The 22502-nt window shown below is 67.2% G+C and carries 21 protein-coding genes; 10 read left to right on the top strand and 11 right to left on the bottom strand.

Annotated elements, in window-relative coordinates; all coding sequences use genetic code 11:
• Positions 1-49: 49 nt before the first annotated feature.
• Together HWX25_RS08725 and HWX25_RS08720 are read right to left on the bottom strand one after the other, a co-directional pair.
• A complete protein-coding gene (locus tag HWX25_RS08725) occupies positions 50-481 on the bottom strand; it encodes a thioesterase family protein (RefSeq protein WP_059533112.1) in 432 nt (143 codons plus the stop codon).
• Positions 482-513: 32 nt separating this feature from the next.
• Entirely contained in the window at positions 514-1290 is a 777-nt protein-coding gene (locus HWX25_RS08720) for an SDR family oxidoreductase (RefSeq protein WP_059533114.1), read from the bottom strand.
• Between the two features lie 178 nt (positions 1291-1468).
• On the opposite strand from HWX25_RS08720, the gene HWX25_RS08715 reads away from it, so the two are divergent.
• Positions 1469-3142, top strand: coding sequence for an electron transfer flavoprotein-ubiquinone oxidoreductase (locus tag HWX25_RS08715; RefSeq protein WP_175908226.1), 1674 nt, complete (start codon positions 1469-1471; stop codon positions 3140-3142).
• Between the two features lie 117 nt (positions 3143-3259).
• On the opposite strand, the gene HWX25_RS08710 is transcribed toward HWX25_RS08715, so the two are convergent.
• Genes HWX25_RS08710 through rbsK form a run of 3 tightly spaced genes read right to left on the bottom strand, consistent with a single transcriptional unit; the run spans position 3260 to position 6559 of the window.
• A complete protein-coding gene (locus HWX25_RS08710; RefSeq protein ID WP_059524174.1) occupies positions 3260-4207 on the bottom strand; it encodes a dihydrodipicolinate synthase family protein in 948 nt (315 codons plus the stop codon).
• 44 nt (positions 4208-4251) lie between these two features.
• Positions 4252-5571, bottom strand: coding sequence for an MFS transporter (locus HWX25_RS08705; RefSeq protein ID WP_175908224.1), 1320 nt, complete (start codon positions 5569-5571; stop codon positions 4252-4254).
• Positions 5572-5629: 58 nt separating this feature from the next.
• On the bottom strand, positions 5630-6559 hold the full coding sequence (gene rbsK, locus HWX25_RS08700; RefSeq protein ID WP_175908222.1) for a ribokinase: 930 nt from the start codon (positions 6557-6559) through the stop codon (positions 5630-5632).
• Between the two features lie 238 nt (positions 6560-6797).
• On the opposite strand from rbsK, the gene HWX25_RS08695 reads away from it, so the two are divergent.
• A complete protein-coding gene (locus HWX25_RS08695) occupies positions 6798-7868 on the top strand; it encodes a LacI family DNA-binding transcriptional regulator (protein ID WP_059818029.1) in 1071 nt (356 codons plus the stop codon).
• Positions 7869-7937: 69 nt separating this feature from the next.
• Here the strand turns inward: HWX25_RS08695 and aroC are convergent, their stop codons facing one another.
• From aroC to HWX25_RS08680, 3 genes are all read right to left on the bottom strand, one after another.
• Positions 7938-9038 (bottom strand): chorismate synthase, encoded by a 1101-nt coding sequence (aroC, locus tag HWX25_RS08690; RefSeq protein WP_059524168.1) that lies wholly within the window; start codon positions 9036-9038, stop codon positions 7938-7940.
• Positions 9039-9235: 197 nt separating this feature from the next.
• A complete protein-coding gene (locus HWX25_RS08685) occupies positions 9236-11170 on the bottom strand; it encodes an MFS transporter (protein ID WP_175908220.1) in 1935 nt (644 codons plus the stop codon).
• Between the two features lie 139 nt (positions 11171-11309).
• Positions 11310-11771 (bottom strand): CBS domain-containing protein, encoded by a 462-nt coding sequence (locus HWX25_RS08680; protein ID WP_059524164.1) that lies wholly within the window; start codon positions 11769-11771, stop codon positions 11310-11312.
• A 157-nt stretch (positions 11772-11928) separates the two neighbouring features.
• Between HWX25_RS08680 and HWX25_RS08675 the strand changes: the two genes are divergently transcribed.
• A complete protein-coding gene (locus HWX25_RS08675; RefSeq protein ID WP_059524162.1) occupies positions 11929-12246 on the top strand; it encodes an Mpo1-like protein in 318 nt (105 codons plus the stop codon).
• A gap of 18 nt (positions 12247-12264) precedes the next feature.
• On the opposite strand, the gene HWX25_RS08670 is transcribed toward HWX25_RS08675, so the two are convergent.
• On the bottom strand, positions 12265-13596 hold the full coding sequence (locus tag HWX25_RS08670) for a YihY family inner membrane protein (protein WP_059818028.1): 1332 nt from the start codon (positions 13594-13596) through the stop codon (positions 12265-12267).
• Between the two features lie 142 nt (positions 13597-13738).
• Between HWX25_RS08670 and wrbA the strand changes: the two genes are divergently transcribed.
• From wrbA to HWX25_RS08650, 4 genes are read left to right on the top strand one after another with little or no spacing between them, the layout of a single operon-like run.
• Positions 13739-14359, top strand: coding sequence for an NAD(P)H:quinone oxidoreductase (gene wrbA, locus HWX25_RS08665; RefSeq protein WP_175908218.1), 621 nt, complete (start codon positions 13739-13741; stop codon positions 14357-14359).
• A complete protein-coding gene (locus tag HWX25_RS08660) occupies positions 14356-14748 on the top strand; it encodes a DUF2069 domain-containing protein (RefSeq protein WP_059818024.1) in 393 nt (130 codons plus the stop codon). The genes wrbA and HWX25_RS08660 overlap by 4 nt, the downstream gene beginning before the upstream one ends.
• A gap of 20 nt (positions 14749-14768) precedes the next feature.
• Positions 14769-16190: an FAD-binding oxidoreductase gene (locus tag HWX25_RS08655; RefSeq protein ID WP_175908363.1), complete on the top strand. Its 1422-nt coding sequence runs from the start codon at positions 14769-14771 to the stop codon at positions 16188-16190.
• Between the two features lie 25 nt (positions 16191-16215).
• Positions 16216-17043, top strand: a complete 828-nt coding sequence (locus tag HWX25_RS08650; RefSeq protein WP_175908216.1) for a metallophosphoesterase — start codon at positions 16216-16218, stop codon at positions 17041-17043.
• A 55-nt stretch (positions 17044-17098) separates the two neighbouring features.
• Here HWX25_RS08650 and HWX25_RS08645 read toward each other — a convergent pair whose 3' ends face one another.
• Together HWX25_RS08645 and HWX25_RS08640 are read right to left on the bottom strand one after the other, a co-directional pair.
• On the bottom strand, positions 17099-17257 hold the full coding sequence (locus HWX25_RS08645; RefSeq protein WP_175908214.1) for a hypothetical protein: 159 nt from the start codon (positions 17255-17257) through the stop codon (positions 17099-17101).
• A gap of 125 nt (positions 17258-17382) precedes the next feature.
• Entirely contained in the window at positions 17383-18324 is a 942-nt protein-coding gene (locus HWX25_RS08640; RefSeq protein ID WP_175908212.1) for a LysR family transcriptional regulator, read from the bottom strand.
• Between the two features lie 157 nt (positions 18325-18481).
• On the opposite strand from HWX25_RS08640, the gene HWX25_RS08635 reads away from it, so the two are divergent.
• Genes HWX25_RS08635 through HWX25_RS08625 form a run of 3 tightly spaced genes read left to right on the top strand, consistent with a single transcriptional unit; the run spans position 18482 to position 22491 of the window.
• On the top strand, positions 18482-20074 hold the full coding sequence (locus tag HWX25_RS08635) for an efflux transporter outer membrane subunit (RefSeq protein WP_175908210.1): 1593 nt from the start codon (positions 18482-18484) through the stop codon (positions 20072-20074).
• Positions 20075-20089: 15 nt separating this feature from the next.
• Positions 20090-22291, top strand: a complete 2202-nt coding sequence (locus HWX25_RS08630; RefSeq protein ID WP_175908208.1) for an FUSC family protein — start codon at positions 20090-20092, stop codon at positions 22289-22291.
• The gene (locus HWX25_RS08625; RefSeq protein WP_011351756.1) at positions 22288-22491 is read left to right on the top strand and encodes a DUF1656 domain-containing protein; all 204 of its coding nucleotides are present in this window, start codon (positions 22288-22290) and stop codon (positions 22489-22491) included. The genes HWX25_RS08630 and HWX25_RS08625 overlap by 4 nt, the downstream gene beginning before the upstream one ends.
• Positions 22492-22502: the final 11 nt, after the last annotated feature.

Here is a 22502-nt window from a genome sequence, read left to right as displayed (position 1 = left end):
GAAATGGCGACACACCGGCGCCCGGGCGCCGGCTTCGGTGCCGCCGCGCTCAGCCGACCTTCGCCGCGAGCGCGCGCTCGATGGTGTCGCGCAGCAGTTGCGGCAACGGCACCGACTTGCCGAGCGCGTAGTCGACCCATACGCAGCGCGCGTTGCCGCGCGCATAGACGTGCTCCGGATCGTCCGCGCGCGTCAGCTCGAAACCGGTGTCGAAGCTGCTGCGGCCGGGCTTCGCGGCCGACATCCTCGCGATCACGTCGCCCGGATAGTGCAGTTGCTTCAGGAACTCCATCGACGCCGTGACGATCACGGGCCCCTGCCCCTCACCGTTGCCGCCCGCGATGCCGAGTTGCTCGAACCACGAGATCCGGGCCTGTTCCATGTAGCGGAAATAGACCGTGTTGTTCACGTGGCCGAACGCATCCATGTCGCCCCAGCGGATCGGCATCGACATTTCAAATACGGGGGAATATTCGCTCATTGCAGTCTTCTTTGTTGCTGAATGCCATCCACTCAGGCGAGGCCGAAGCCGTCGTCGGCGGAGATAATCGAGCCGTTGATGAACTGCGACTCGTCGGCCGCGAGCAGCAACAACAGCCCGTCGAGATCCTGCGGCTTGCCGACGCGCCGGCGCGGCAGCATCGACTGCAGCTTCTGGCCCTGCTCGGTTTCCCACAGGTAATGATTGATTTCGGTATCGATATAGCCCGGACAGATCGCGTTGACGTTGATTCCGTGGCGGCCCCATTCGAGCGCCATCGCACGCGTCATCTGCACGACCGCCGACTTGCTCATCGCATACAGCCCGATCTGCGGAAACACGCGCAGCCCGGCCACCGAAGCGATGTTGATGATCCGGTAAGGCGGCTTGCCGTTGCCGTTCCCGCGCATGATCATCCGCTTCGCGACTTCCTGCGCGACGAAAAACGCGCCGCGCGTGTTGGTGTCGAACACGAACTCGAAATCGGCCGGCGTCACGTCGACGAGCTTCTGCATCGTCGAGACGCCCGAATTGTTCACCAGGATGTCGATCGTGCCGGCTTCCGTTTCCGCGTGCGCGATGGCCGCCTTGATGCTCTGCACGTCGGTGACGTCGAGCGACACGACGTGCGCGGCACCGCCCGCCGCCTCGATTTCCGCGCGCAATTCCTTCAAGCGCTCGACGCGGCGGCTCGCGAGCACGACCTTCGCGCCGGCCTGCGACAGCACCTGTGCGAAGCGTTGCCCGAGGCCGCTCGATGCGCCCGTGACCAGCGCGACCTTGCCTTCCAGATTGATCGATCGACCCATTGCACATCCCCTTTCGATGTCGTTTCGCCGCCGCGGGCGCCCTGTCCCACGCAGCATAACCCTAGCACAAAAAATAGAACGATCGTGCTAATCTACGCGCATGCTGTTGCGGCAAGCGTTTCGTTTCGCAGACAATACGCTCCCGAATAAAAGCATTCTAACGGTTAGAGGAACGCCAATGACCCCCGCAAGCCTCATCGAGCAATACGGCCCGCGCGAATCAATGGAATACGACGTCGTGATCGTCGGCGGCGGCCCCGCCGGGCTGTCGGCGGCGATCCGGCTCAAGCAACTGGCCGCCGAGAAAGGCACCGAGATCGGCGTGTGTGTGCTCGAGAAGGGTTCCGAGATCGGCGCGCACATCCTGTCGGGCGCGGTGATGGATCCGCGCGCGATCACCGAGCTGTTTCCCGACTGGAAGGAACAGGGCGCGCCCTTGAACGTCGAGGTGACGGAAGACCGCTTCCTGTTCCTGTCCGAGAACAGCGCGGTCACGACGCCCAACTGGGCGCTGCCCGACAACTTCAAGAATCACGGCAACTACGTGATTTCGCTGGGCAACGTCACGCGTTGGCTCGGTCAGCAGGCGGAAGCCTTGGGCGTCGAGATCTTCCCGGGTTTCCCCGCAGCCGAGATTCTCTACAACGACGACGGCTCGGTGAAGGGCGTCGCCACTGGCAACATGGGCGTGGGCAAGGACGGCGAGCCGACCGAGAACTTCCAGCTCGGCATGGAGTTGCACGCGAAGTACACGTTGTTCGCCGAAGGCTGCCGCGGCCACCTCGGCCGTCAGCTGATCTCGAAGTTCAAGCTCGACGCGAACGCCGATCCGCAGGCGTACGGGATCGGCATCAAGGAACTGTGGGAAATCGATCCGGCGAAACACAAGCCGGGCCTCGTGATCCACACGGCCGGCTGGCCGCTGAAGTCCGATACGTACGGCGGCTCGTTCCTGTATCACATGGACAACAACCAGGTCGTGGTCGGCTTCGTGGTGGGCCTGGGCTACACGAACCCGTACCTGTCGCCGTTCGAGGAATTCCAGCGCTACAAGACGCATCCGTCGATCCGCGCGTTTCTCGAAGGCGGCAAGCGCGTGTCGTACGGCGCGCGGGCGATCACGGCCGGCGGCCTGCTGTCGTTGCCGAAGACGGTGTTTCCGGGCGGCGCGCTGATCGGCGACGACGCGGGCTTCCTGAACGCATCGCGGATCAAGGGCAGCCACGCGGCGATCAAGACCGGCATGCTGGCGGCGGACGCCGCGTTCGACGCGCTGCAGGCCGGCCGTCAGAGCGACGAGCTCAACGCGTATCCGGACGCCTTCAAGCAATCGTGGCTGCATACGGAGTTGTACCGCGCGCGCAACTTCAAGCAGTGGATGGCCAAGGGCCTGTACCTCGGCACGCTGATGGTCGGGCTCGAGCAGAAGGTGATGGGCGGCAACGTGCCGTGGACGCTGCATCACAAGCATGCGGACCACGAGATGCTGAAGCCGGCGTCGCAATGCACGCCGATCGAGTATCCGAAGCCGGACGGCAAGCTGACGTTCGACCGGCTGTCGTCGGTGTTCATCTCGAACACGAACCACGAGGAGAACCAGCCGGCGCACCTGACGCTGAAGGACGCGAACGTGCCGGTGAACGTGAACCTGCGTACGTACGCGGGGCCCGAGGGACGCTTCTGCCCGGCGGCGGTGTACGAGTTCGTGAAGAACGACGACGGCAGCGACCGGCTGGTGATCAACGCGCAGAACTGCGTGCACTGCAAGACCTGCGACATCAAGGACCCGACGCAGAACATCGTGTGGGTCACGCCGGAAGGCGGCGGCGGGCCGAATTACCCGAACATGTAACCTGCCGGAAAACGCCGCCTTGCGCGGCGTTTTTTTCGTCCCGTCAGCATTCGACGCCGCCCTGCCCGCCACCGGGCGCGCGATTGCCGCACCGAACCGCGCCCCGAACCGGAGGCGCTAACGCGCCGCAATCCGCCGACGGAAATGCTCGGTGCCGGACACGATCTTGTCGAGCACCGCGTCGAGTGCCCAGAACCGCTCGCGCACGTCGTAGTCGATCGCACGGCAGCGAATCGATCCGAACGTGCCGATCCGTTGATGGTAGATCTTCGCGAGCGCCGGGTAGCCAAGCGCTTCCGACACCGCCGAGAGCACCAGGAACGTCGACAACTCGTCGGCAAGCGCCGGATCCGAGTCGCCCTGCGTGCGCAGCCATCGATACAGATCGGGATGGAAGTTGGTGAACACGCCGTTGAATCCGGCGGAGCCCGCCTTCATCGCATCCCATGCGATCGCGGCGTTCGCATTCAGGATCTTCATCGGCGAGCCCGCGGCCAGCGCAACGCGCCGCTTCACCGTCTCCAGGTCGCAGCTCACGTCCTTCAACATCACGAAGCGGCCCGTGTCGATGCACGCGCGCAGTTCGTCATCGGACAGCAATCGCCGATAAGGCGCCGGACATTCATACAAGCCGAGCGGCAGATCCGTCGGCAATCGGGCGAGCAATTTGTGAAGATGATCGAGAAACGCGGCGCTGCCCTTGCGCTGTGGATCGAGGCGGTTGGTCACGAGCACGACGCCCTGCGCACCCGATTCCGCCGCGGCACACAGCTCGGCGACCTGCGCGTCCAGATCTTCGCTGACGTGCCCTGACGCGACGACAGGCACACGCCCGGCCACCCGCTCGACCACGAAACGCGCAAGTTCCGCACGTTCTGCGAGACTCAGGAATTGCATCTCGCTCGATTGCGCGACCGCGAACAGCGCATCCGAGCCGTGCGCCAGATACCATTCGATGAGTCGTTCGAGGCCCGCGTAGTCGATTGCGCCGGCATCGTCGAACGGCGTCAGCATCACCGGCACGATCCCTTCTATGGTCGTGCTCGCCTGCTGATGTGATTGCATCTGTTTCTCCTTCCTTCAGTGAATACAGGGGGTAGCCGGCGGCCTCAGGCCGGCAGCGCTCCGCGCGCGGCACTCGCGGACTGCTCGGGAATCGGCTTGCGCACCAGCAGCAGGTAAGCCATCGCGCCGGCGAAGGCGATTGCCGCCGCCGTCAGCAGCGCCGGCACGAACGACCACTTCTGCGCGATGACACCCGTCAGGATCGGCGCGAGCGCACCGCCGATGAAGCCGCCGAAATTCTGGATCGCGCCGAGCGATGCGACACGGCTTGGCGGTGCGGCAGCCGTCGCGAGCGCCCACGAACATGCCGATGCCGCATTGGCGAGAAAGATCACGACCGAAATGCATGCGAGCGCGACCGTATTGCTCTGCACGAGCGCAGCCGGAATCGTGAACGCGACCATCCCGAGCATCGCGACGACCACCGCATTGCGCCGGCTCACGACCGGCGAGCGGCTGCGGCGCGTCACCAGATCCGACAGCCAGCCGGCAACGAGCGAACCGACGAACCCGCACAGGAACGGCACGGATGCCGCAAACCCGGTGCGAATGAGGCTCATGTGACGCTCCATCGTCAGATATCCCGGCAGCCAGGTCAGGTAGACCCAGTTCAGATACACCGAACCGAAGAAACCGATCAGCATGCCCCAGGTCGTGCCGTGCGAAAACAGGCTGCGCCAGTCGGCGAAGGTCAGCTTGGGGGCCGCGACGGTCGTCTGCGCATCGGCATCGAGATACCCTCGTTCCGCCGCGGTCAATTGCGCACGCGCCGGATCGCGATACGACGCAAACCAGACGACGGCGACCACGAGACCGAGTGCCCCCGTGATGAAGAACGCCCAGCGCCAGTCAAACGAGGCGACGAGCACCGACAGCAGCAACGGCGCGAGCGCGGTACCGAGCGGCGATGCCGCGTTGAAGATCCCGGTCGGCGTACCGCGTGCGCGCAACGGAAACCAGTTGCTCACCACCCGCGCCGCCGACGGGAACTGCGGCGCCTCGCCGATGCCGAGCACGATGCGCGCGACGATGAACCAGCCGAAGGTGGACACGAGGCCGCCCGCCATCTGCGCGAACGACCACACAATCAGCCCGATGCCGAGCAGCCGGCGCGGCCCGATGCGATCGACGAGCCCGCCGACCGGAAACTGGCACAGCGCATAGCTCCACGAGAACGCCGACAGCAGCAACCCCATCTGCGAGAGCGACAGCCCGAGATCGTTCCGGATTGCCGAACTCGCGACGGCCAGCGTGCCGCGATCGAGATAGTTGACGATTCCGCTCGCCATCAGCAGCGCGAGCGCGATACGTTGTCCGCGCCGGATACGTGGCGGCGCAGTCGGAACAGCCTGGTCTTCGTTCATTTCGAATGTCTCCATGTCATAGGCGGGTGTCTGCCCGCGCCTTCCGTCGTCGCGGAATCTATACCGCCATGCTCTCCACTTCCTCGCGTGTCGGAATCGACGTCTGCGCGCCGTGGCGCGTGACGCTGATCGCGGCAGCACGCTGGCCGAACGCGATCGCGTCGTCCATCGACGCACCGCTCGCCCGGGCGGCCGCGAATCCGCCGACGAAGGTGTCGCCGGCCGCCGTCGTATCGACGGCGACCACCGCCATGGCCCGATGGCGGCCGTTCCCCGCGCTGCCGCGCCAGCAGACGCCGCGCGCGCCCAGCGTGACCAGCACGTTGTCGACGCCTTTCGCGCGCAGCGCCTCGGCGGCGCGCACCGCCGAGACGTCGTCGCCGACGGCGATGCCGGTCAGCGATTCTGCTTCCGTTTCGTTGACGACGAGGTAGTCGATCCGCGCCAGCAATGCGTCGAACAGCGGCCGTGCAGGCGCCGGATTGAGCAGCACTGGCGTGCGATGCGCGATCGCACTGCCGATCGCGCGCGCGACGGTCTCGATCGGCACCTCGAGCTGGCACACCATCAGCGCCGCACCGGCGATCGCGTCGCGCGCTTCGTCGATCAATTCGGCATCGAGGCGCGCGTTCGCACCGGGCACGACCACGATGCTGTTCGCCCCGTGCGCATCGACCGTGATCGTCGCGACGCCGGTTGCCTCGCCGTCGATCCGGTGCAGGTGCGTCACGTCGATGCGTTCGGCCACCAGCGCGTCGTGCAGGCGCGCCCCGAACGCGTCGTCGCCGACGCAGCCGATCATCGCGACCGATGCACCCAGACGGGCCGCCGCCACCGCCTGGTTCGCCCCCTTGCCGCCGTGAACGGTCCGGAACGTCGTGCCGAGCAGCGTTTCGCCCGGCACGGGCAGCCGTGGCGCATGCGTGACGAGGTCGACGTTGATGCTGCCGACGACCGCGATTCGAGGGGATTTTGCGTGGCTCTTCATTCGATGTAACCGCTTACATTCACGACAAACAAAATAGCCGGAGCGGCCATCGTCGACGAAAATTTCACAATGCGGATGCAACCTGTGTCTGACATAATACGGAATGGCATCAAGATAGCGCTTACATTCGCACAGGCGTCACCGGGAATGCAAGCGGGACCACGATGAATCGAGGGTAAACGATGGCGTTTTTGACCACGCGCGACGCCTGCGAGGCAGCCGCGCCCGAGGATGACCGATGAGTATGCCCTCATCCAGCGGCGGCACGACTCGCGCACGCCGCGGCAGTGGCCGATCGGTGCTTGGGGATGTCGCGAAACTCGCCGGCGTGTCGACCGCGACCGTTTCGCGTGTCTACAACGACCCCGGCAAGGTCTCGGCCGACGTGCAGCAGCGCGTGCGCGACGCGGCACGCGCGCTGAACTGGATTCCCAACGCGGCCGGCCGAGCACTCGCCTCCACGCGCACTCACATCACGGGTGCGATCATCCCGACGCTCGACGACCAGGTGTTCGCGTCGCAGGTAGCGGGCATGCAGGCGGTCATGGCCGAGCACGGCATCACGCTGTTCCTGGGCTGCTCGAATTACGACCCGGCACAGGCGCTCGCGCAGGTGCGCGCGATGCTGTCGCGCGGCGTCGAAGCCGTGTCGCTGGTCGGCGAAGCCTATCCGCCGGAAGTATTCGAACTGCTCGACCTGCATCGGGTGCCGTATGTCGTCACCTATGCTTACCGCGACGACAGCCCGCACTGCTGCATCGGCTTCGACAACCGTGCGGCATTCGCACGACTGACCACGCACCTGCTCGACCTCGGGCATCGCGATTTCGCGATCATCATGCAGCCTTCGGCGGACAACGACCGTGTGCAGGCCCGCCTGCGCGGCATCCACGACACGCTCGCCGCGCGCGGGCTCGCGGTCCGGCCGATCCACCAGCATGAGGGCCCCGCCACGATCGCGTTCGGGCGCGCGAGCCTGCGCGCGATCGCCGACAGCGGGGCGACGCGCCCGACGGCCGTGATCTGCGGCAACGACGCACTCGCGCTCGGCGCCCTGCTGGAAGCGCAGGCGATCGGCCTCGATGTGCCGTCGCAATTGTCGATCACCGGCTTCGACGATGTCGCGCTGGCTCGCGAGATCCGGCCCGCGCTGACGACGATGTGGGTCGACACCGACGCAATCGGCCGCAAGGCCGCCCGCGCGTTGCTCGACGCACTCGAGCACGGCGAAACCGGGCCCGGTTACGCGATACTGCCGGAGCTGCGGGTGCGCGAATCGGCCGCGCCGCCGAATTCGGCGGCTCAATGAAAACGGGGCGCCTCAGGCGCCCCGTTTCGCATCGAATCGATCGAGCCGGCGCTTGCCGGCCCCGCTGCCTCAGGTCGCGCTGCCCGCGATCTTCGGCGTCGGCGTCTCGACGTCGCCGCACTGCGCGCGATGGCGCAGCGCATGGTCGATCAGCACCAGCGCGAGCATCGACTCGGCGATCGGCGTCGCGCGAATGCCGACGCACGGGTCGTGACGACCGAAGGTTTCGACCGTCGCCTCTTCGCCGGACTTCGTGATCGAACGGCGCGGCGTGCGGATGCTCGACGTCGGCTTGATCGCGATCGACACGGTGATGTCCTGCCCCGTCGAGATCCCGCCGAGCACGCCGCCCGCATGGTTGCCGACGAAACCGGCCGGCGTCAGTTCGTCGCCGTGCACCGAGCCGCGCTGCGCGACGCTGTCGAAGCCCGCGCCGATCTCGACGCCCTTCACCGCGTTGATGCTCATCATCGCCTTCGCGATGTCCGCGTCGAGCCGGTCGAATACCGGCTCGCCCCAGCCGACCGGCACGCCGGACGCAACGACGTCGATGCGCGCGCCGATCGAATCACCGTCCTTGCGCAGCGCGTCCATGTAGGCTTCCAGCTCCGGAACGACCGCCGCGTTCGGCGAAAAGAACGGGTTCTCGCGAACGTGCGACCAGTCGACGAACGGCACGTCGATCTCGCCGAGACCGCTCATGTAGCCGCGCACCTCGACGCCGAAACGCTCGCGCAGCCATTTCTTCGCGACCGCGCCCGCGCCGACGATCGGCGCGGTCAGGCGCGCGGATGAGCGACCGCCGCCGCGGTAGTCGCGGATGCCGTATTTCTGCCAGTAGGTGTAGTCGGCATGGCCGGGTCGGAACGTCTCGACGATGTTGCCGTAGTCCTTGCTGCGCTGGTCGGTGTTGCGGATCAGCAGCGCGATCGGCGTGCCGGTCGTTACGCCTTCGAACACGCCGGACAGGATCTCGACCTCGTCGGCCTCCTGGCGCTGCGTCACGTGCCGCGACGTGCCGGGCTTGCGGCGATCGAGTTCGATCTGGATGTCGGCTTCGGTCAGCCCCATTCCCGGCGGGCAGCCGTCGATCACGCAGCCGATCGCGGGACCGTGCGATTCGCCGAAGGTCGTGACAGTGAAAAGCGTGCCGAGGGTATTGCCGGACATGATGGAACCGCCCAAAGAGAATTGGACAAACCGATGCGCTGCCGGGACCGCTGGCAGGCCGATCGTTTGCCGGTCGAGAAAAAGAAGTAAACCGCTATTATGCCAGCCGTCCCGTGCCCGCGGGCCGTGTGAACCGTTCAGACCACACGGGCCGGCCGCGCGGGCGGCCCGGCGCGAGCCGCCGGGCCCGCCCCTGCTCACTTTCGCGCGCCGCGCAACTCGGTCACCGCGGCTTGCAACGCCTCGGGCGTCGCGACCGAGGCCGGGATCGGCTCGCCGACCGCGAGCGTCAGCCGGCTCATCACGCCGCGCTTGATGGGTCGCGGCATGCGCGCATCGGTATGACGAGAGAAATAGCTGCCCCACAGCCCGCGCAACGCCATCGGAATCACGGGCGCCGGCGTACGGCTCAGGATTTCGGTGATGCCGTGGTGGAACGTGTTGATGTCGCCCGTCTTGGTCAGCTTGCCTTCCGGGAAGATGCACACGAGTTCTCCATCCTTCAGCGCGGCCTCGCACGCGTCGTACGCACGTGCGAGCATGTCGGGATCCTCGTGGCGCGGCGCGATCGGAATCGCCTTTGCATGCCGGAACACCCAGCTCGCGAAGCGCGTCTTGAAGATCCGGTGATCCATCACGAACCGGATCGGCCGCGGGCTCGCGGCCGCCAGCACCAGCGCATCGACGTAGCTCACGTGGTTGCATACGAGCACCGCCGCGCCGTCTTCCGGGATCCGCTCCGCATGCACGAGGCGAATCCGGTAGAACGTGTGCACCAGCACCCACGCGACGAAGCGCAGCAGGAACTCCGGAACGAGCAGGTAGATGTACGTCGCGACCACGACGTTCAACAGCGCGGTGACGAGGAACAGGCCCGGGATGTCGACGCCGGCCTTGGTCAGCCCCATCGCCATCAGGGCCGACAGGATCATGAACAGCGCATTCAGGATGTTGTTCGCGGCGATGATCCGCGCACGATGGGTCGGCGCGCTGCGACTCTGGATCAGCGCATACAGCGGCACGCTGTAGAAGCCGCCGAACATCGCGAGCAGGAACAGGTCGGCCAGGATGCGCCAGTGGCGCGCGCCGGCCAGGAATTCCCCGACCGACAGCAGATGCCCGGGCGACGGCAGCGAGCGGCTCGCGAAATACAGCTCGATCGCGAACACGCTGATGCCGATCGAGCCGAGCGGCACGAGGCCGATCTCGACGCGCCGCTGCGACAGCCGCTCGCACAGCAGCGAGCCGAGGCCGATCCCGACCGAGAACGTCGCGAGCAGGACCGTGACGACATCGGGGCTCGCGGACAGCACGTCCTTCGCGAAATTGAAGAACGACGTGAGGAACGTCGCGCCGACGAACCACAGCCACGAGATGCCGAGCAGGCTCAGGAACACGGTGCGATTCTGTCGCGCGAGCCCGAGGTTGCGCCACGTCTCGCTGAACGGGTTCCAGTTGATCACGAGATCGGGCTGCGGCGCCGGCGTCGACGGCACACGCTGCGCGACGAGCCGTCCCGCGAGCGCGATGACGACGACGCTGACGGCCAGCACACGTTCACCGTTGCCTTCGATGCCCGCGGCCGCTCCGCCGATGATCGTACCGATCAGGATCGCGATGAACGTGCCCATCTCGACGAGGCCGTTGCCGCCGACCAGTTCGTGGTCGCCGAGATGCTGCGGCAGATACGAATACTTGACGGGGCCGAACAGCGTCGAGTGCATCCCCATCATGAACGTGCACAGATACAGCAGCGTCGCGCTGTGCGTGACGAAGCCGGCCGCGCCGACCAGCATCAGCACGATCTCGAAGGTCTTCACGAAGCGCGTGAGCGTCGCCTTGTCGTATTTGTCGGCGATCTGGCCGGAGGTGGCCGAGAACAGCACGAACGGCAGAATGAAGATCGCGGAAATCAGGAACGCCGCCGTCTTCGCGTCGACGCCGGAGAAACGCGCGGTGTGATAGGTGACGAGCGATGTGAATCCGATCTTGAACACGTTGTCGTTCAGCGCCCCGAGGAACTGGGTCGTGAAGAACGGCGCGAAACGGCGCTGGCGCAACAGGTCGAACTGCGACGCGTGGGCGCGCCGTTCGCCGCGCGACGCGGAAGAGACTTGCGTGTGATCGCTCATGCGGAATACGCGCGCATCGTCTGGGCGAAGCTGCGCGGGCCTTGTGTTGTTGTCGAAAAAACGGCGGCGCAGGCTGAACCTGCGCCGCCGTGCGCCGAGTGGCAGCGCCCGCGCGTCATGGCACCGGGCGCGACGTGTTTCACGGCTTCTGCGCTTCGGCTTCCGATTCGGATTCCGGCCAGTCGCGGATGTACGCCTTCAGCATCCGGTTCTCGAAGCTTTGCGCCTCGACGACCGTCTTCGCAACGTCGTAGAACGAGATGACACCCATCAGCACCTTCTTGTCGAGCACCGGCATGTAGCGCGCGTGGCGCTCGAGCATCATCCGGCGCACTTCGTTGACGTCGGTTTCCGGCGTGCACGTGAGCGGCTCGTCCATCACCTTGCGCACCTGCACGTCGCCGATCGCGCCGCCGTTCACGTGGAGGCGCAGGATGATCTCGCGGAACGTCAGCATCCCGACGAGATCGCCGTACTCCATCACGACGAGCGAACCGATATCGTGTTCGGCCATCGTATCGACCGCTTCGCGCAGCGGCTTATCGGGCGTCACCGTAAACAGCGTGTTGCCCTTCACTTTCAGAATATCGCTGACGCGCATCGTAGTCCCCTCATGCTTGAATGCAAATCCGCTTTCGATCCTATCGGAAAGCCTGTCAAAAGGAAAGCGCGGGCCCGCGCGGCGCGGCCGCCCCGCTTGCGGACGCGAGCCGCCCGCCGCACAATGACTCCATCGACAGCGGCCCGAGGAGACGGCCATGGCGCATACGCATACGGATCAATTCGCCAGCTTCGCTGACTTCTACCCGTATTACCTGAACGAACATCAGAACCTCACGTCGCGGCGGCTGCACTTCATCGGCTCGCTCGGCGTGATCGGCTGCGTCGCGATGGCGATCGCGACGGGCCACTGGCCGTGGCTGCCGGCGGCGGTCGTGTGCGGCTACGGATTCGCGTGGGTCGGACACTTCTTCTTCGAGAAGAACCGCCCCGCCACGTTCCGGCACCCGATCTACAGCCTGATGGGCGACTGGGTGATGTTCAAGGACATCTGCACCGGGAAGATCCCGCTGTAACGCCCGCCCGGTGGCGCGTCACGCCGTTTTCGGCGGCCGCGCGTGCGGGTCGGGCGCCCCGCCGGGCACGGGCCCCGGCACGGTCTCCGCCGGCGGCACGCCGGCGAGCCGGTGCTCGGCGATCAGCGACGCAAGCGATACGTCGAACCGGTCGTTCGACAGCACCTCGAGCAATGCCGCCCCTTCGACGTGGCTGCGGCGGCGCTGGAGCTGGTAGGTCAGCTCCGTGCGGTCGATCACGAGCACGTCGAACAGCTGAGCCAGCGTCAGGTGCTCCGGATTCGCCAGCAGGATGTAGCTCGGCGCGAGTTCGCCGCTTTCCAGCCGCGCGATCCATTCCCGCTCCTCCATCGTCAGCAGCAGCCGCTGCGCGGTTTCCATGTCGCAGCGCAACATGGTCGCGAGCCGCATCGCCGTATAGCCCGCCTTGCCGACCGCGCGCGCCTCGGCCAGCCTCGCCAGCAGTTCGAGCGCGTCGAGCAGGTCGCTGCCCGGATAGTGGATGCGATGGAACTGGCCGACGCGAATCGCCGGCAGCGCGGACGCCACCATCGCACCGAGCAGCGCGATGAACCAGCTCAGGTACACCCATAACAGGAACACCGGCAGCGCCGCGAACGCGCCGTATACGGCCGTATAAGTCGGAATGCGCCGCACGTAATAGCCGAAGCCGCGCTTCGCGAGCTCGAACGCGATGGCCGCGAACAGCCCGCCGATCACCGCGTCGCGCCATGCGACCGTGCAGTTCGGCAAATACACGTACAGCAACGTGAACGCGAGCACGGTCAGCGGCAGCGACACGAATGCGAGCAGCCATTCGACGATCGACGTCGACGGCGCGGCGCCGGTGAACGCCAGCGACTGCGTAAACAAGTACGACGAGATCGACAGGCTCACGCCAAACAGCAAGGGCCCGAGCGTGATCAGCGCCCAGTACGCGAGCACGCGCTGCGCGAACGGCCGCGGCTTGCGCACCCGCCAGATCAGGTTGAACGCGGACTCGATCGTCATCATCGTCATCACCGACGTGACGACGAGCGCGATCAGGCCGGCCGTCGTCAGCCCCTTGGCCTTCGACGCGAACTGGTTCAGGTACTTGAAGATCTGGACGTTGAACTGCGCGGGCATCAGGTGATCCGCGAGGAACCCCTGCAGCGAGATCTGGAACGATGCGAACATCGGGAACGCGGTAAACAGCGCGAACGCGACCGTCACGAGCGGCACGAGTGCCAGCATCGTCGTGAACGTGAGGCTGCCCGCCACTTGCGGGATGCGATCCTCGGCGCTGCGCCGGGCCGCGAACTGCGCGAGGCGCTTGAGGGTGTCGAGATCGACGCTCAACTTCGGCAAACGGCTTCTCCTTCTCGATGGCGCGCGCGATGGCGCGCCGCCGCCGCGCTGCGCGACGACTTCAGCCCCTATAATAGCCGCTCGATCCAGCAGGGGCCGACTGCACCGGGCATGCGCGCGGCCGCACGCGGCTCCGCCGCCCATGAAAGACATTCTCGTCCTCTACTACAGCCGTCACGGCGCCACGCGCGATCTCGCGCTCGCGATCGCGAACGGCATCGACAGCGTGCCCGGCATGCAGGCCCGCATCCGCACGGTGCCGCCCGTCTCGACGGTCTGCGAAGCCACCGCCCCCGACATCCCCGACGACGGCCCGCCCTACGCGGAACTCCGCGACCTCGAGGAATGCGCGGGCCTCGCGCTCGGCTCGCCGACCCGCTTCGGCAACATGGCCGCCTCGCTCAAGTATTTCCTCGACGGCACGACCCCGCAATGGCTGTCGGGCGCGCTGACCGGCAAGCCGGCCTGCGTGTTCACGTCGACCGGCAGCCTGCACGGCGGCCAGGAATCGACGCTGCTGTCGATGATGCTGCCGCTGCTGCACCACGGGATGATGATCGTCGGGATCCCGTACACGGAATCCGCGCTCAGCACGACGCGCACCGGCGGCACCCCTTACGGCGCATCGCACGTGTCGCAGCACGATCGCAGCGCGGCCGAAGGGCTGTCGGCCGACGAAAAGGCACTCGCGGCCGCGCTCGGCGTGCGGCTCGCCCGCGCGGCGGCCGCCCTGTCCGCCGCCCAGGCCACCGAAGCCGCATGAACGCGCCCGCCCGCCCCGCCGTCACCGCCCGGCCGCGCTACGCGCTGGCCGCGGCCACGTGCCTCGTCGCGCTGATCGCGTTGTCGCTCGCGTGGGAACTGTGGCTCGCGCCGCTGCGCCCGGGCGGCTCGGCGCTGATGCTCAAGGCCGTGCCGCTCGCGCTCGCGCTGCCCGGCGTGTGGCGGCGTAACATCTATACGATGCAGTGGGCGAGCATGCTGATCCTCGTCTATTTCGCCGAAGGCATCGTGCGCGGCATGTCCGACCGCGGGTTGTCCGCGACGCTCGGCTGGTGCGAGACCGCGCTCGCCGTCGGCTTCTTCGTGGCAGCGCTCGTGTACGTCGCGCCGTTCAAGCGCGCGGCGAAGCGGCAGCGCGCCGCGTCCTGACCCTTACGCGACCGAACGTGATGATTTCTTCCGAAGCCTTCGTATCCGCCTGCCGCGACGCGATCGGCGCCATCTACGTGCTGACCGATCCGCACGACACCGAGCCGTTCCTGACCGACTGGCGCCGCCGCTACAAAGGCAGCGCGTGCGCGGTGCTCAAACCTGCCGATACGGCCGAAGTCGCCGCGCTCGTCCGGCTCGCGAACACGCATGGCGTCGCGCTCGTGCCGCAGGGCGGCAACACGGGCCTCGCCGGCGGTGCGACGCCTGACGCAAGCGGCGGCCAGGCCGTGCTGAGCCTCGCGCGCCTGAACCGCGTGCGCGCGCTCGATCCGCACAACAACACGATCACGGTCGAAGCCGGCGTGATCCTCGCCGACGTGCAGGCACGCGCCCGCGAAGGCGGCCGACTGTTCGCGCTGAGCCTCGCCGCCGAAGGCAGCTGCACGATCGGCGGCAACCTGTCGACCAACGCGGGCGGCACCGCGGTGCTGCGCTACGGCAACGCGCGCGAGCTGTGCCTCGGGCTCGAGGTCGTGACGGCGCAGGGCGAGATCTGGGATGGCCTGCGCGGTCTGCGCAAGGACAACACGGGCTACGACCTGCGCGACCTGTTCATCGGCGCGGAGGGCACGCTCGGCATCATCACGGCCGCCGTGATGAAGCTGCATCCGCTGCCGGCCGCGCAGGTCACCGCGCTGGCCGCGCTGGAGTCGCCGCACGCGGCGCTCGACTTCCTCGCGCTCGCGCAGCGCGCGGCCGGCCCGCTGCTGACCGGCTTCGAGCTGATGTCCGACTTCTGCATGCAGCTCGTCGGCAAGCACTATCCGCAACTGCGCTACCCGTTCGACCGCACGCATGCGCAGACGGTGCTGCTCGAACTGTCGGACAACGAGAGCGAAACGCATGCGCGCGCGCTGTTCGAGAAACTGATGGAAGAGGCGTTCGAGGCCGGGCTCGTGGTCGACGCGGTGGTCGCGGAAAATCTCGCGCAGTCGCGTGCGTTCTGGGACCTGCGCGAACACATCCCGCTCGCGCAGGCCGACGAAGGACTGAACATCAAGCACGACATCGCGGTGCCGATCTCGTCGATCGCGCGCTTCATCGACGAAACCGACGCAGCAATCCAGCAAGCCGCGCCGGGCGCGCGGATGGTCACGTTCGGCCACCTCGGCGACGGCAACCTGCACTACAACGTGCAGACGCCCGAAGGCGGTGACCCGAAGGCGTTCCTCGCGGAATTCCAGAAACCGATCAATCGCATCGTCTACGACAACGTGCACCGTCACCACGGCACGATCAGCGCGGAGCACGGGATCGGCCAGTTGAAGATCGACGACGCCCAGCGCTACAAGTCGCCGGTCGAAACGGCGCTCATGCGCACGCTGAAGACCGCGCTCGACCCGCGCGGGCTGATGAATCCCGGCAAGGTCCTGCGCTGAAGCCCCCCACCCCGGAGCGATGTTCATGAGAGTCCGCGTCCTGTCCGACCTGCATCTCGAAAGCAACCAGCCCGACACGATCGCACATGCCGACGCGGATCTCGTCGTGCTGGCCGGCGACATCCACAATCACGCGGAAGGCCTGCGCTGGGCCGCCGAAACGTTCGCCCCCGACGTGCCGGTGATCTACGTGCCGGGCAACCACGAGTACTACGACGGGGAATTCGGCGCGCTCGAAACCGCGATGCGCGACGCCGCGCAGGCGATCGACAACGTGCATTACCTGAACAACGGCGTGTACGTCGATCCGGCACAGCGCTTTCGCGTGCTGGGGACGACGCTGTGGTCCGATTTCTCGCTGTTCGGCGCCGACGAGGCGAGCATCGCACGCGCGATCGACGCCGGCATGCGTGTGATGCTCGATTTCAAGGGCTTGATCCAGGTGACGTGGCCGCACAATGCGGCACTGCATGCGGCGGAAGCGCCGGAGCGGGATTTCACGCCGGCCGACGCGATCGCGCTGCACCGGCAAGGCCGCGCGTGGCTGGAAGCACGGCTCGCGACGCCGTTCGACGGCCGCACGATCGTCGTCACCCATCATGCGCCGCACCTGCGCTCGCTCGCCGAGCGTTACGCGGAAGACCTGGCGTCGGCGGGATTCGTCACGGACATGGCGGAACTCGTGCGGCCGCCCGTGGACCTGTGGATCCACGGCCACACGCATACTTCATTCGATTACGTGACCGACAGCGGCACGCGCGTGGTGTGCAACCCGCGCGGCTATATCCACCGGCGCACCGGCGAACTGGAAAATCCCGCGTTTGCGTGGGACAGAGTGGTCGAGCTCGGCTGAGCGCCGGGCCATCCGGCCGCGTGATGCGGCCCTCCCGATCCGAAAGGCCGCCCGATCAGCGATCGGCGCGGCGCGATCCGTTCGCCGACGGGCGTACCCGCACCGGCGCCGGCTTCATCCGTGCCTTCATCGCGCGCAGCAGATCGCGCGTCGCCGCGGCGGCGGCAGCCGCACCAAGCAGAACTCCAAGGCCGATCATCAGTTGCGTATCCATTGCGACTCCGGGTATGGGCAGATCCAAATCTCTCTGATTTGAACAGTATCAAACTGTCCGCCGTCCGAGGGTAAAAAAATGTTGCGCGAAGGACAAATCTCGTCAGATCGGGCTCGACCGCGCGCTCATGTCGCAGCCGTGAACTGCGCGAGCGCGGCTTCGTCGGCTTCGAGCGTGGCCGGCAACTCATCGCGCAGAAAATCGACCCAGGTGCGGATTTTCGCGTCGAGGTACTGGCGCGACGGATACAGCGCGTAGATGTTCATCACGTGCGACCGGTATTCGGGCATCACGCGCACGATGTGTCCGCTGCGCAGCCCGCCGATCGCCGAATAGAGCGGCAACCCGCCGATCCCCATCCCTTCCCGCACGGCCACCGCGAGCGCCTCGGCGACGTTCACGCGGAACGGTGGCGCCGTGATCGGAATCACCTCGTCGCCGTGCGGCCCCGACAGCGACCACTCGTCGAAGTGAAAGCCCGGCGCGACCATCCCGAGACAGACGTGCTGCTTGAGATCCGCGGGCGTCCGCGGCACGCCGTGCGCGTCGACATAGCCCGGCGACGCACACACGACGCTGTAGCTCTCGCCGAGCCGCTGCGACACCAGCCCCGAATCGGGCAGGTCGCGGCCCACGACGATCGCGACGTCGTACCCCTCGTCGAGCAGGTCGGGCATCCGCTGCGCGAGCGTCAGTTCGACGTGCACGTCCGGATAGCGCTGCCGATAGCGGGCGATGGCCGGCACCAGGTAGTGCTGCCCGAGGCTCGTGAAGCAATGGACCTTCAGCTTGCCCGACGGGCGCGCGTGCGCGTCGCCCGCTTCGGCTTCGGCCTGGTCGACGTACGCGAGGATTTGCTCGCAGCGCTGCAGGTAGCGCTCGCCTGCCTCGGTCAGCGCGATCCGGCGTGTCGTCCGGTTCAGGAGGCGCGTGCGGAGGTGCGCCTCGAGATCCGACACGGCGCGCGATGCATAGGCGGTAGTCGAATTCATCTGCTGGGCGGCCGCGGTAAAGCTTCCCGCGTCGACCACACGGACGAATACCCGCATGTTTTGTAACGTATCCATCCCATTACCCGTTTGAATCCGGAGGGATTGTTGCACAGGGGCGAACAAATATTATCTCAGGATTCGTAAAAATGACTTGCACCCTTGTCCATTTATTCAGGAATCACTGAAAAATATAATCGCATCCGACTCATCTATATCCGAAAGGGAGAAAATCGTGCGGTCTCCGGCAACAAAAGGGACGCTGGCACTGGCGGTTCTTGCAGTCTCATTAATAATGGCCGGATGCGCGAGCATGGGCGACAACAAGCCGCAGTCCGCGCGCATCGAAGCGAACACGCTCGATGCCGGTGCCGCCATCCGCGCGGCGGACCACGACGCGGGCTGGCCCGCGTCCGACTGGTGGCGCGCGTACCGCGACCCGCAACTCGACGCGTGGATCGCCGCCGCGCAGGCCGGCAACCCCACCCTCGCGGCCGCCGAGGCCCGCGTGCGCGAAGCACAGGCGATGGCCCGCGTGGCCCGTTCGGCGGAACTGCCGCAGATCAACGGCAACCTGTCGCTGATGCGCCAGCACTGGCCCGACAACGTGTACTACGGGCCCGGACCGCTCGCCGACACCGACACGTGGAACAACACCGGCACGCTCGGCCTGTCGTACCACCTCGACCTGTGGGGCAAGGACAAGAACGCGACCGAGCGCGCGCTCGACACCGCGCATGCAACCGCGGCCGACGCACGGGCGGCCAAGCTCGAGCTCGAGGTCAACGTCGTGCGCGCGTATGTCGGCATGTCGATGAACTACGCGCTGCTCGATCTCGCGCACGAAACGTTCGAACGCCAGCGCTCGCTGGCCGATCTCGCGCGCAAGCGCCTGCAGGCCGGCCTCGGCACGCAGCTCGAAGTCAGCCAGGCCGAATCGACGCTGCCCGACTACGAGCGCCAGATCGACAGCTATGAAGAAGCGATCCAGCTCGCGCGCCACCAACTCGCCGCGCTCGCGGGCAAGGGCCCGGGCGCCGGCGATGCGATCAAGCGGCCGAGCCTGTCGCTCGACGCGCCGGCCGGCTTGCCGTCCGCGATGCCGGCCGACCTGCTCGGCCGCCGCCCGGACGTCGTCGCGGCCCGCTGGACGGTCGACGCGCAGGCACGGGGCATCGATGTCGCGAAAGCCGCGTTCTACCCGAACATCGATCTGCTCGCGACGGTCGGCGGCTTCGGCGTGACCGCGCCGTTCACCGACTTCCTGCGCGCGATGAACGGCGGCTGGACGGCCGGCCCCGCGCTGTCGCTGCCGATCTTCGAAGGCGGTCGCCTGCGCGCGCAACTCGGCGCGGCCGACGCCGGCTACGACCAGGCCGTCGAGCGCTACAACCAGACAGTCGTCGGCGCGCTCAAGGACATCGCCGACCAGGTCGTGCGGATCCGCTCGCTCGATACGCAGAAGAAGGACGCCGCGCGCTCGGTGGCCGCCAACGACCGCAGCTACCAGCTGTCGCGCGAAGGCTTCCGCCGCGGCCTGACCGATTACGTGAACGTGCTGGTCGCGCAACAGCAGCTGCTGCGCGCGCAGGAGACGGCAGCCCGCATCGACGCGGAGCGCCTCGCCGCGCACGCGCAGCTGATGGCTGCGCTCGGCGGCGGCGTCGAGCCGGAAACGGACGTTCAGGCCGGCCATCCGCCGCACGACGAATCCGCCGCGAGCGCCGCCGCGCCGGCCACCGCATCGGGTGCGAAGCCCGCCGTGGCCGCCGTCCGGCCCGCGCAGGTCGCAACCGCCGCCGCGACCGCCGCGCCGGCCGCACGGTAACGCGGAGCGACCGCCATGTCCGCCTCCTCCCCCGCTTCCACACATGCCGCCGGCCCGCTCGCGGCCTGGTCCGCCGCGTTCGGCGACTGGGCCCGCAGCGACGGCGCCGCGTGGCTCTATCTGTTCAAGGCACTGCTTGCCGCGTTCATCGCGACCGGCGTGTCGATGCGGCTCGACCTGCCGGCGCCGAAGACGGCGATGACCACGGTGTTCATCGTGATGCAGCCGCAAAGCGGCGCGGTGCTCGCGAAGAGCTTCTACCGGGTCGCCGGCACGATCTTCGGGCTGATCGCGACGCTCACGTTCGTCGGGCTGTTCCCGCAGCAGCCGCAGCTGTTCCTGCTGGCCGTCGCGCTGTGGGTCGCGCTGTGCACGGCCGGCGCCGCGCGCAACCGCAACTTCCGCAGCTACGGCTTCCTGCTCGCCGGTTACACGACCGCGCTGATCGGCCTGCCGGCATCGCAACACCCGGACGGCGCGTTCATGAGCGCGATGACGCGGGTCGCCGAGATCATGGTCGGGATCGTGTCGGCAGGCGTCGTCAGCGCGCTGGTGTTTCCGCAGTACACCGGCGAGCAGATGCGCACGACGGTACGCAAGCGCTTCAGCAGCTTCGTCGACTACGTCGCGGCGGCGCTGTCGGGCCAGCTCGACCGCGCGCACATCGAAACCATCCATACGCGCTTCGTCGCGGACGTGGTGGGCTTCGAAGCGGCACGCAGCATGGCCGTGTTCGAGGATCCGGACACGCGGATGCGCAGCGGCCGCCTCGCGCGTCTGAACAGCGAGTTCATGAGCGTATCGAGCCGCTTTCACGCGCTGCATCAGTTGATGAACCGGCTGCGCGCGGCCGGCGCGCAGGCCGCAATCGATGCGATCGAGCCGTACTTCCGCGAGATCGCGCCGCTTCTGACGCGCAATGGCGAACCGGTGCGCTCGTCGGCCGACGCCGCGCTCGCGGCCGAACAGCTGCTCGCGTGGCGCGACGCGCTGCCGCGCCGCATTCGCGCGACGCGCGCCGCGCTCGAGACGCAGCCGGATTTTCCGCTGCTCGACTTCGACACGGCCACCGAGCTGCTGTACCGCTTCATCACGGACCTGCACGAATACGCGGCGACCTATGCGTCGCTGTCGACCGCGACGCACGAGCGCGAACGCTGGATCGAGCGCTACGAGCCGCGCACCAACGCGACGGCGATGGTGATCGCGGCGATTCGCACCGCGACCGTGATCCTGGTGCTCGGCTGGTTCTGGATCGAGACCGCGTGGCCAAGCGGCGTCACGATGACGCTGACGGCCGCGGCCACCTGCGCGCTCGCGTCGTCGACACCGCGGCCGACCGCGATGTCCGCGCAGATGGGCATGGGTACCGCGCTGGCCGTCTGCACGGGCTTCCTGCTGACGTTCGGCATCTACCCGCACATCGACGGCTTCCCGCTGCTGTGCGCGGCCCTCGCGCCGCTGCTCGCGATCGGCATCTTCATGACGATGAAGCCGAAGCTCGCGGGCTACGGGATGGGCTACCTGATCTTCTTCAGCTTCCTCGCCGGCCCCGACAACATCACGCACTACGACCCGATGAGCTTCATGAACGATGCGCTCGCGCTGGTGCTGTCGATGCTCGTCTCGGCGATCGCGTTCGCGGTGCTGTTTCCGCCGACCGCGCCGTGGCTCAAGAAGCGGCTGTTCGCCGACCTGCGCCATCAGGTGGTCGCCGCATGCCACGCACGGCTTGCCGGACTGCGCACGCGCTTCGAGAGCGGCGCGCGCGACCTGATGTATCAGGCGCACACGCTGTCGGCCGACCAGCCCGACGTGCAGCGCGACGCGCTGCGCTGGATGTTCGCGGTGCTGGAGACGGGCAACGCGGCGCTCGACCTGCGCACCGAGCTGGCGACGCTGCCGTCCGACCCGCGCTATGCGCCGACGACGCCGTGGCGACGCGCGATCGAGACGATGCGCACCGCGCTGTCCGCGCTGTTCCGCAAGCCGGACGCGGCGCGCTTCGACGCGACGCTCGACGCGGTCAACGCCGCGATCGACGCGACCCGGCAGACGCTCGATGCGTTCACGCCGTCGCGCGAGGAGCGCCATCGGCTGCAGCGCATCCTGAGTCATCTGCATTTCGTACGCACGGCGCTGCTCGATCCGGAATCGCCGCTCGAGCCGCTCAACCGCAACCGCCCCGTGCGTCCCCAACAAGGAGCCTCGTCATGATGCCGCGTGAAATCGCCATTCTCGATGCCTACATGCCCACGGTGGTCCTGATGTTCGTCCTGGGCGCGCTGGCGACCTGGGCCGTCGACCGCCTGCTCGCCTACACGGGCCTCTACCGTCTCGTCTGGCACCCGTCGCTGTTCCGCGCGTGCCTTCTCGTCTGCATTTGCGGCGGACTGAGTCTTGCCGTTTACCGTTGATTCCGAACCAT

This window comes from Burkholderia sp. BCC1640 (assembly GCF_902833125.1).
Taxonomy (GTDB): Bacteria; Pseudomonadota; Gammaproteobacteria; order Burkholderiales; family Burkholderiaceae; genus Burkholderia; species Burkholderia diffusa.
This window is presented reverse-complemented; position numbering and strand designations above follow the sequence as displayed.

Bases quoted from the DNA above. Each gene is read 5' to 3' on its own strand.
- HWX25_RS08725 (WP_059533112.1), bottom strand. From the start codon at position 481: ATGAGCGAATATTCCCCCGTATTTGAAATGTCGATGCCGATCCGCTGG.
- HWX25_RS08720 (WP_059533114.1), bottom strand. From the start codon at position 1,290: ATGGGTCGATCGATCAATCTGGAAGGCAAGGTCGCGCTGGTCACGGGC.
- HWX25_RS08715 (WP_175908226.1), top strand. From the start codon at position 1,469: ATGACCCCCGCAAGCCTCATCGAGCAATACGGCCCGCGCGAATCAATG.
- HWX25_RS08710 (WP_059524174.1), bottom strand. From the start codon at position 4,207: ATGCAATCACATCAGCAGGCGAGCACGACCATAGAAGGGATCGTGCCG.
- HWX25_RS08705 (WP_175908224.1), bottom strand. From the start codon at position 5,571: ATGAACGAAGACCAGGCTGTTCCGACTGCGCCGCCACGTATCCGGCGC.
- rbsK (WP_175908222.1), bottom strand. From the start codon at position 6,559: ATGAAGAGCCACGCAAAATCCCCTCGAATCGCGGTCGTCGGCAGCATC.
- HWX25_RS08695 (WP_059818029.1), top strand. From the start codon at position 6,798: ATGAGTATGCCCTCATCCAGCGGCGGCACGACTCGCGCACGCCGCGGC.
- aroC (WP_059524168.1), bottom strand. From the start codon at position 9,038: ATGTCCGGCAATACCCTCGGCACGCTTTTCACTGTCACGACCTTCGGC.
- HWX25_RS08685 (WP_175908220.1), bottom strand. From the start codon at position 11,170: ATGAGCGATCACACGCAAGTCTCTTCCGCGTCGCGCGGCGAACGGCGC.
- HWX25_RS08680 (WP_059524164.1), bottom strand. From the start codon at position 11,771: ATGCGCGTCAGCGATATTCTGAAAGTGAAGGGCAACACGCTGTTTACG.
- HWX25_RS08675 (WP_059524162.1), top strand. From the start codon at position 11,929: ATGGCGCATACGCATACGGATCAATTCGCCAGCTTCGCTGACTTCTAC.
- wrbA (WP_175908218.1), top strand. From the start codon at position 13,739: ATGAAAGACATTCTCGTCCTCTACTACAGCCGTCACGGCGCCACGCGC.
- HWX25_RS08660 (WP_059818024.1), top strand. From the start codon at position 14,356: ATGAACGCGCCCGCCCGCCCCGCCGTCACCGCCCGGCCGCGCTACGCG.
- HWX25_RS08655 (WP_175908363.1), top strand. From the start codon at position 14,769: ATGATTTCTTCCGAAGCCTTCGTATCCGCCTGCCGCGACGCGATCGGC.
- HWX25_RS08650 (WP_175908216.1), top strand. From the start codon at position 16,216: ATGAGAGTCCGCGTCCTGTCCGACCTGCATCTCGAAAGCAACCAGCCC.
- HWX25_RS08645 (WP_175908214.1), bottom strand. From the start codon at position 17,257: ATGGATACGCAACTGATGATCGGCCTTGGAGTTCTGCTTGGTGCGGCT.
- HWX25_RS08640 (WP_175908212.1), bottom strand. From the start codon at position 18,324: ATGGATACGTTACAAAACATGCGGGTATTCGTCCGTGTGGTCGACGCG.
- HWX25_RS08630 (WP_175908208.1), top strand. From the start codon at position 20,090: ATGTCCGCCTCCTCCCCCGCTTCCACACATGCCGCCGGCCCGCTCGCG.
- HWX25_RS08625 (WP_011351756.1), top strand. From the start codon at position 22,288: ATGATGCCGCGTGAAATCGCCATTCTCGATGCCTACATGCCCACGGTG.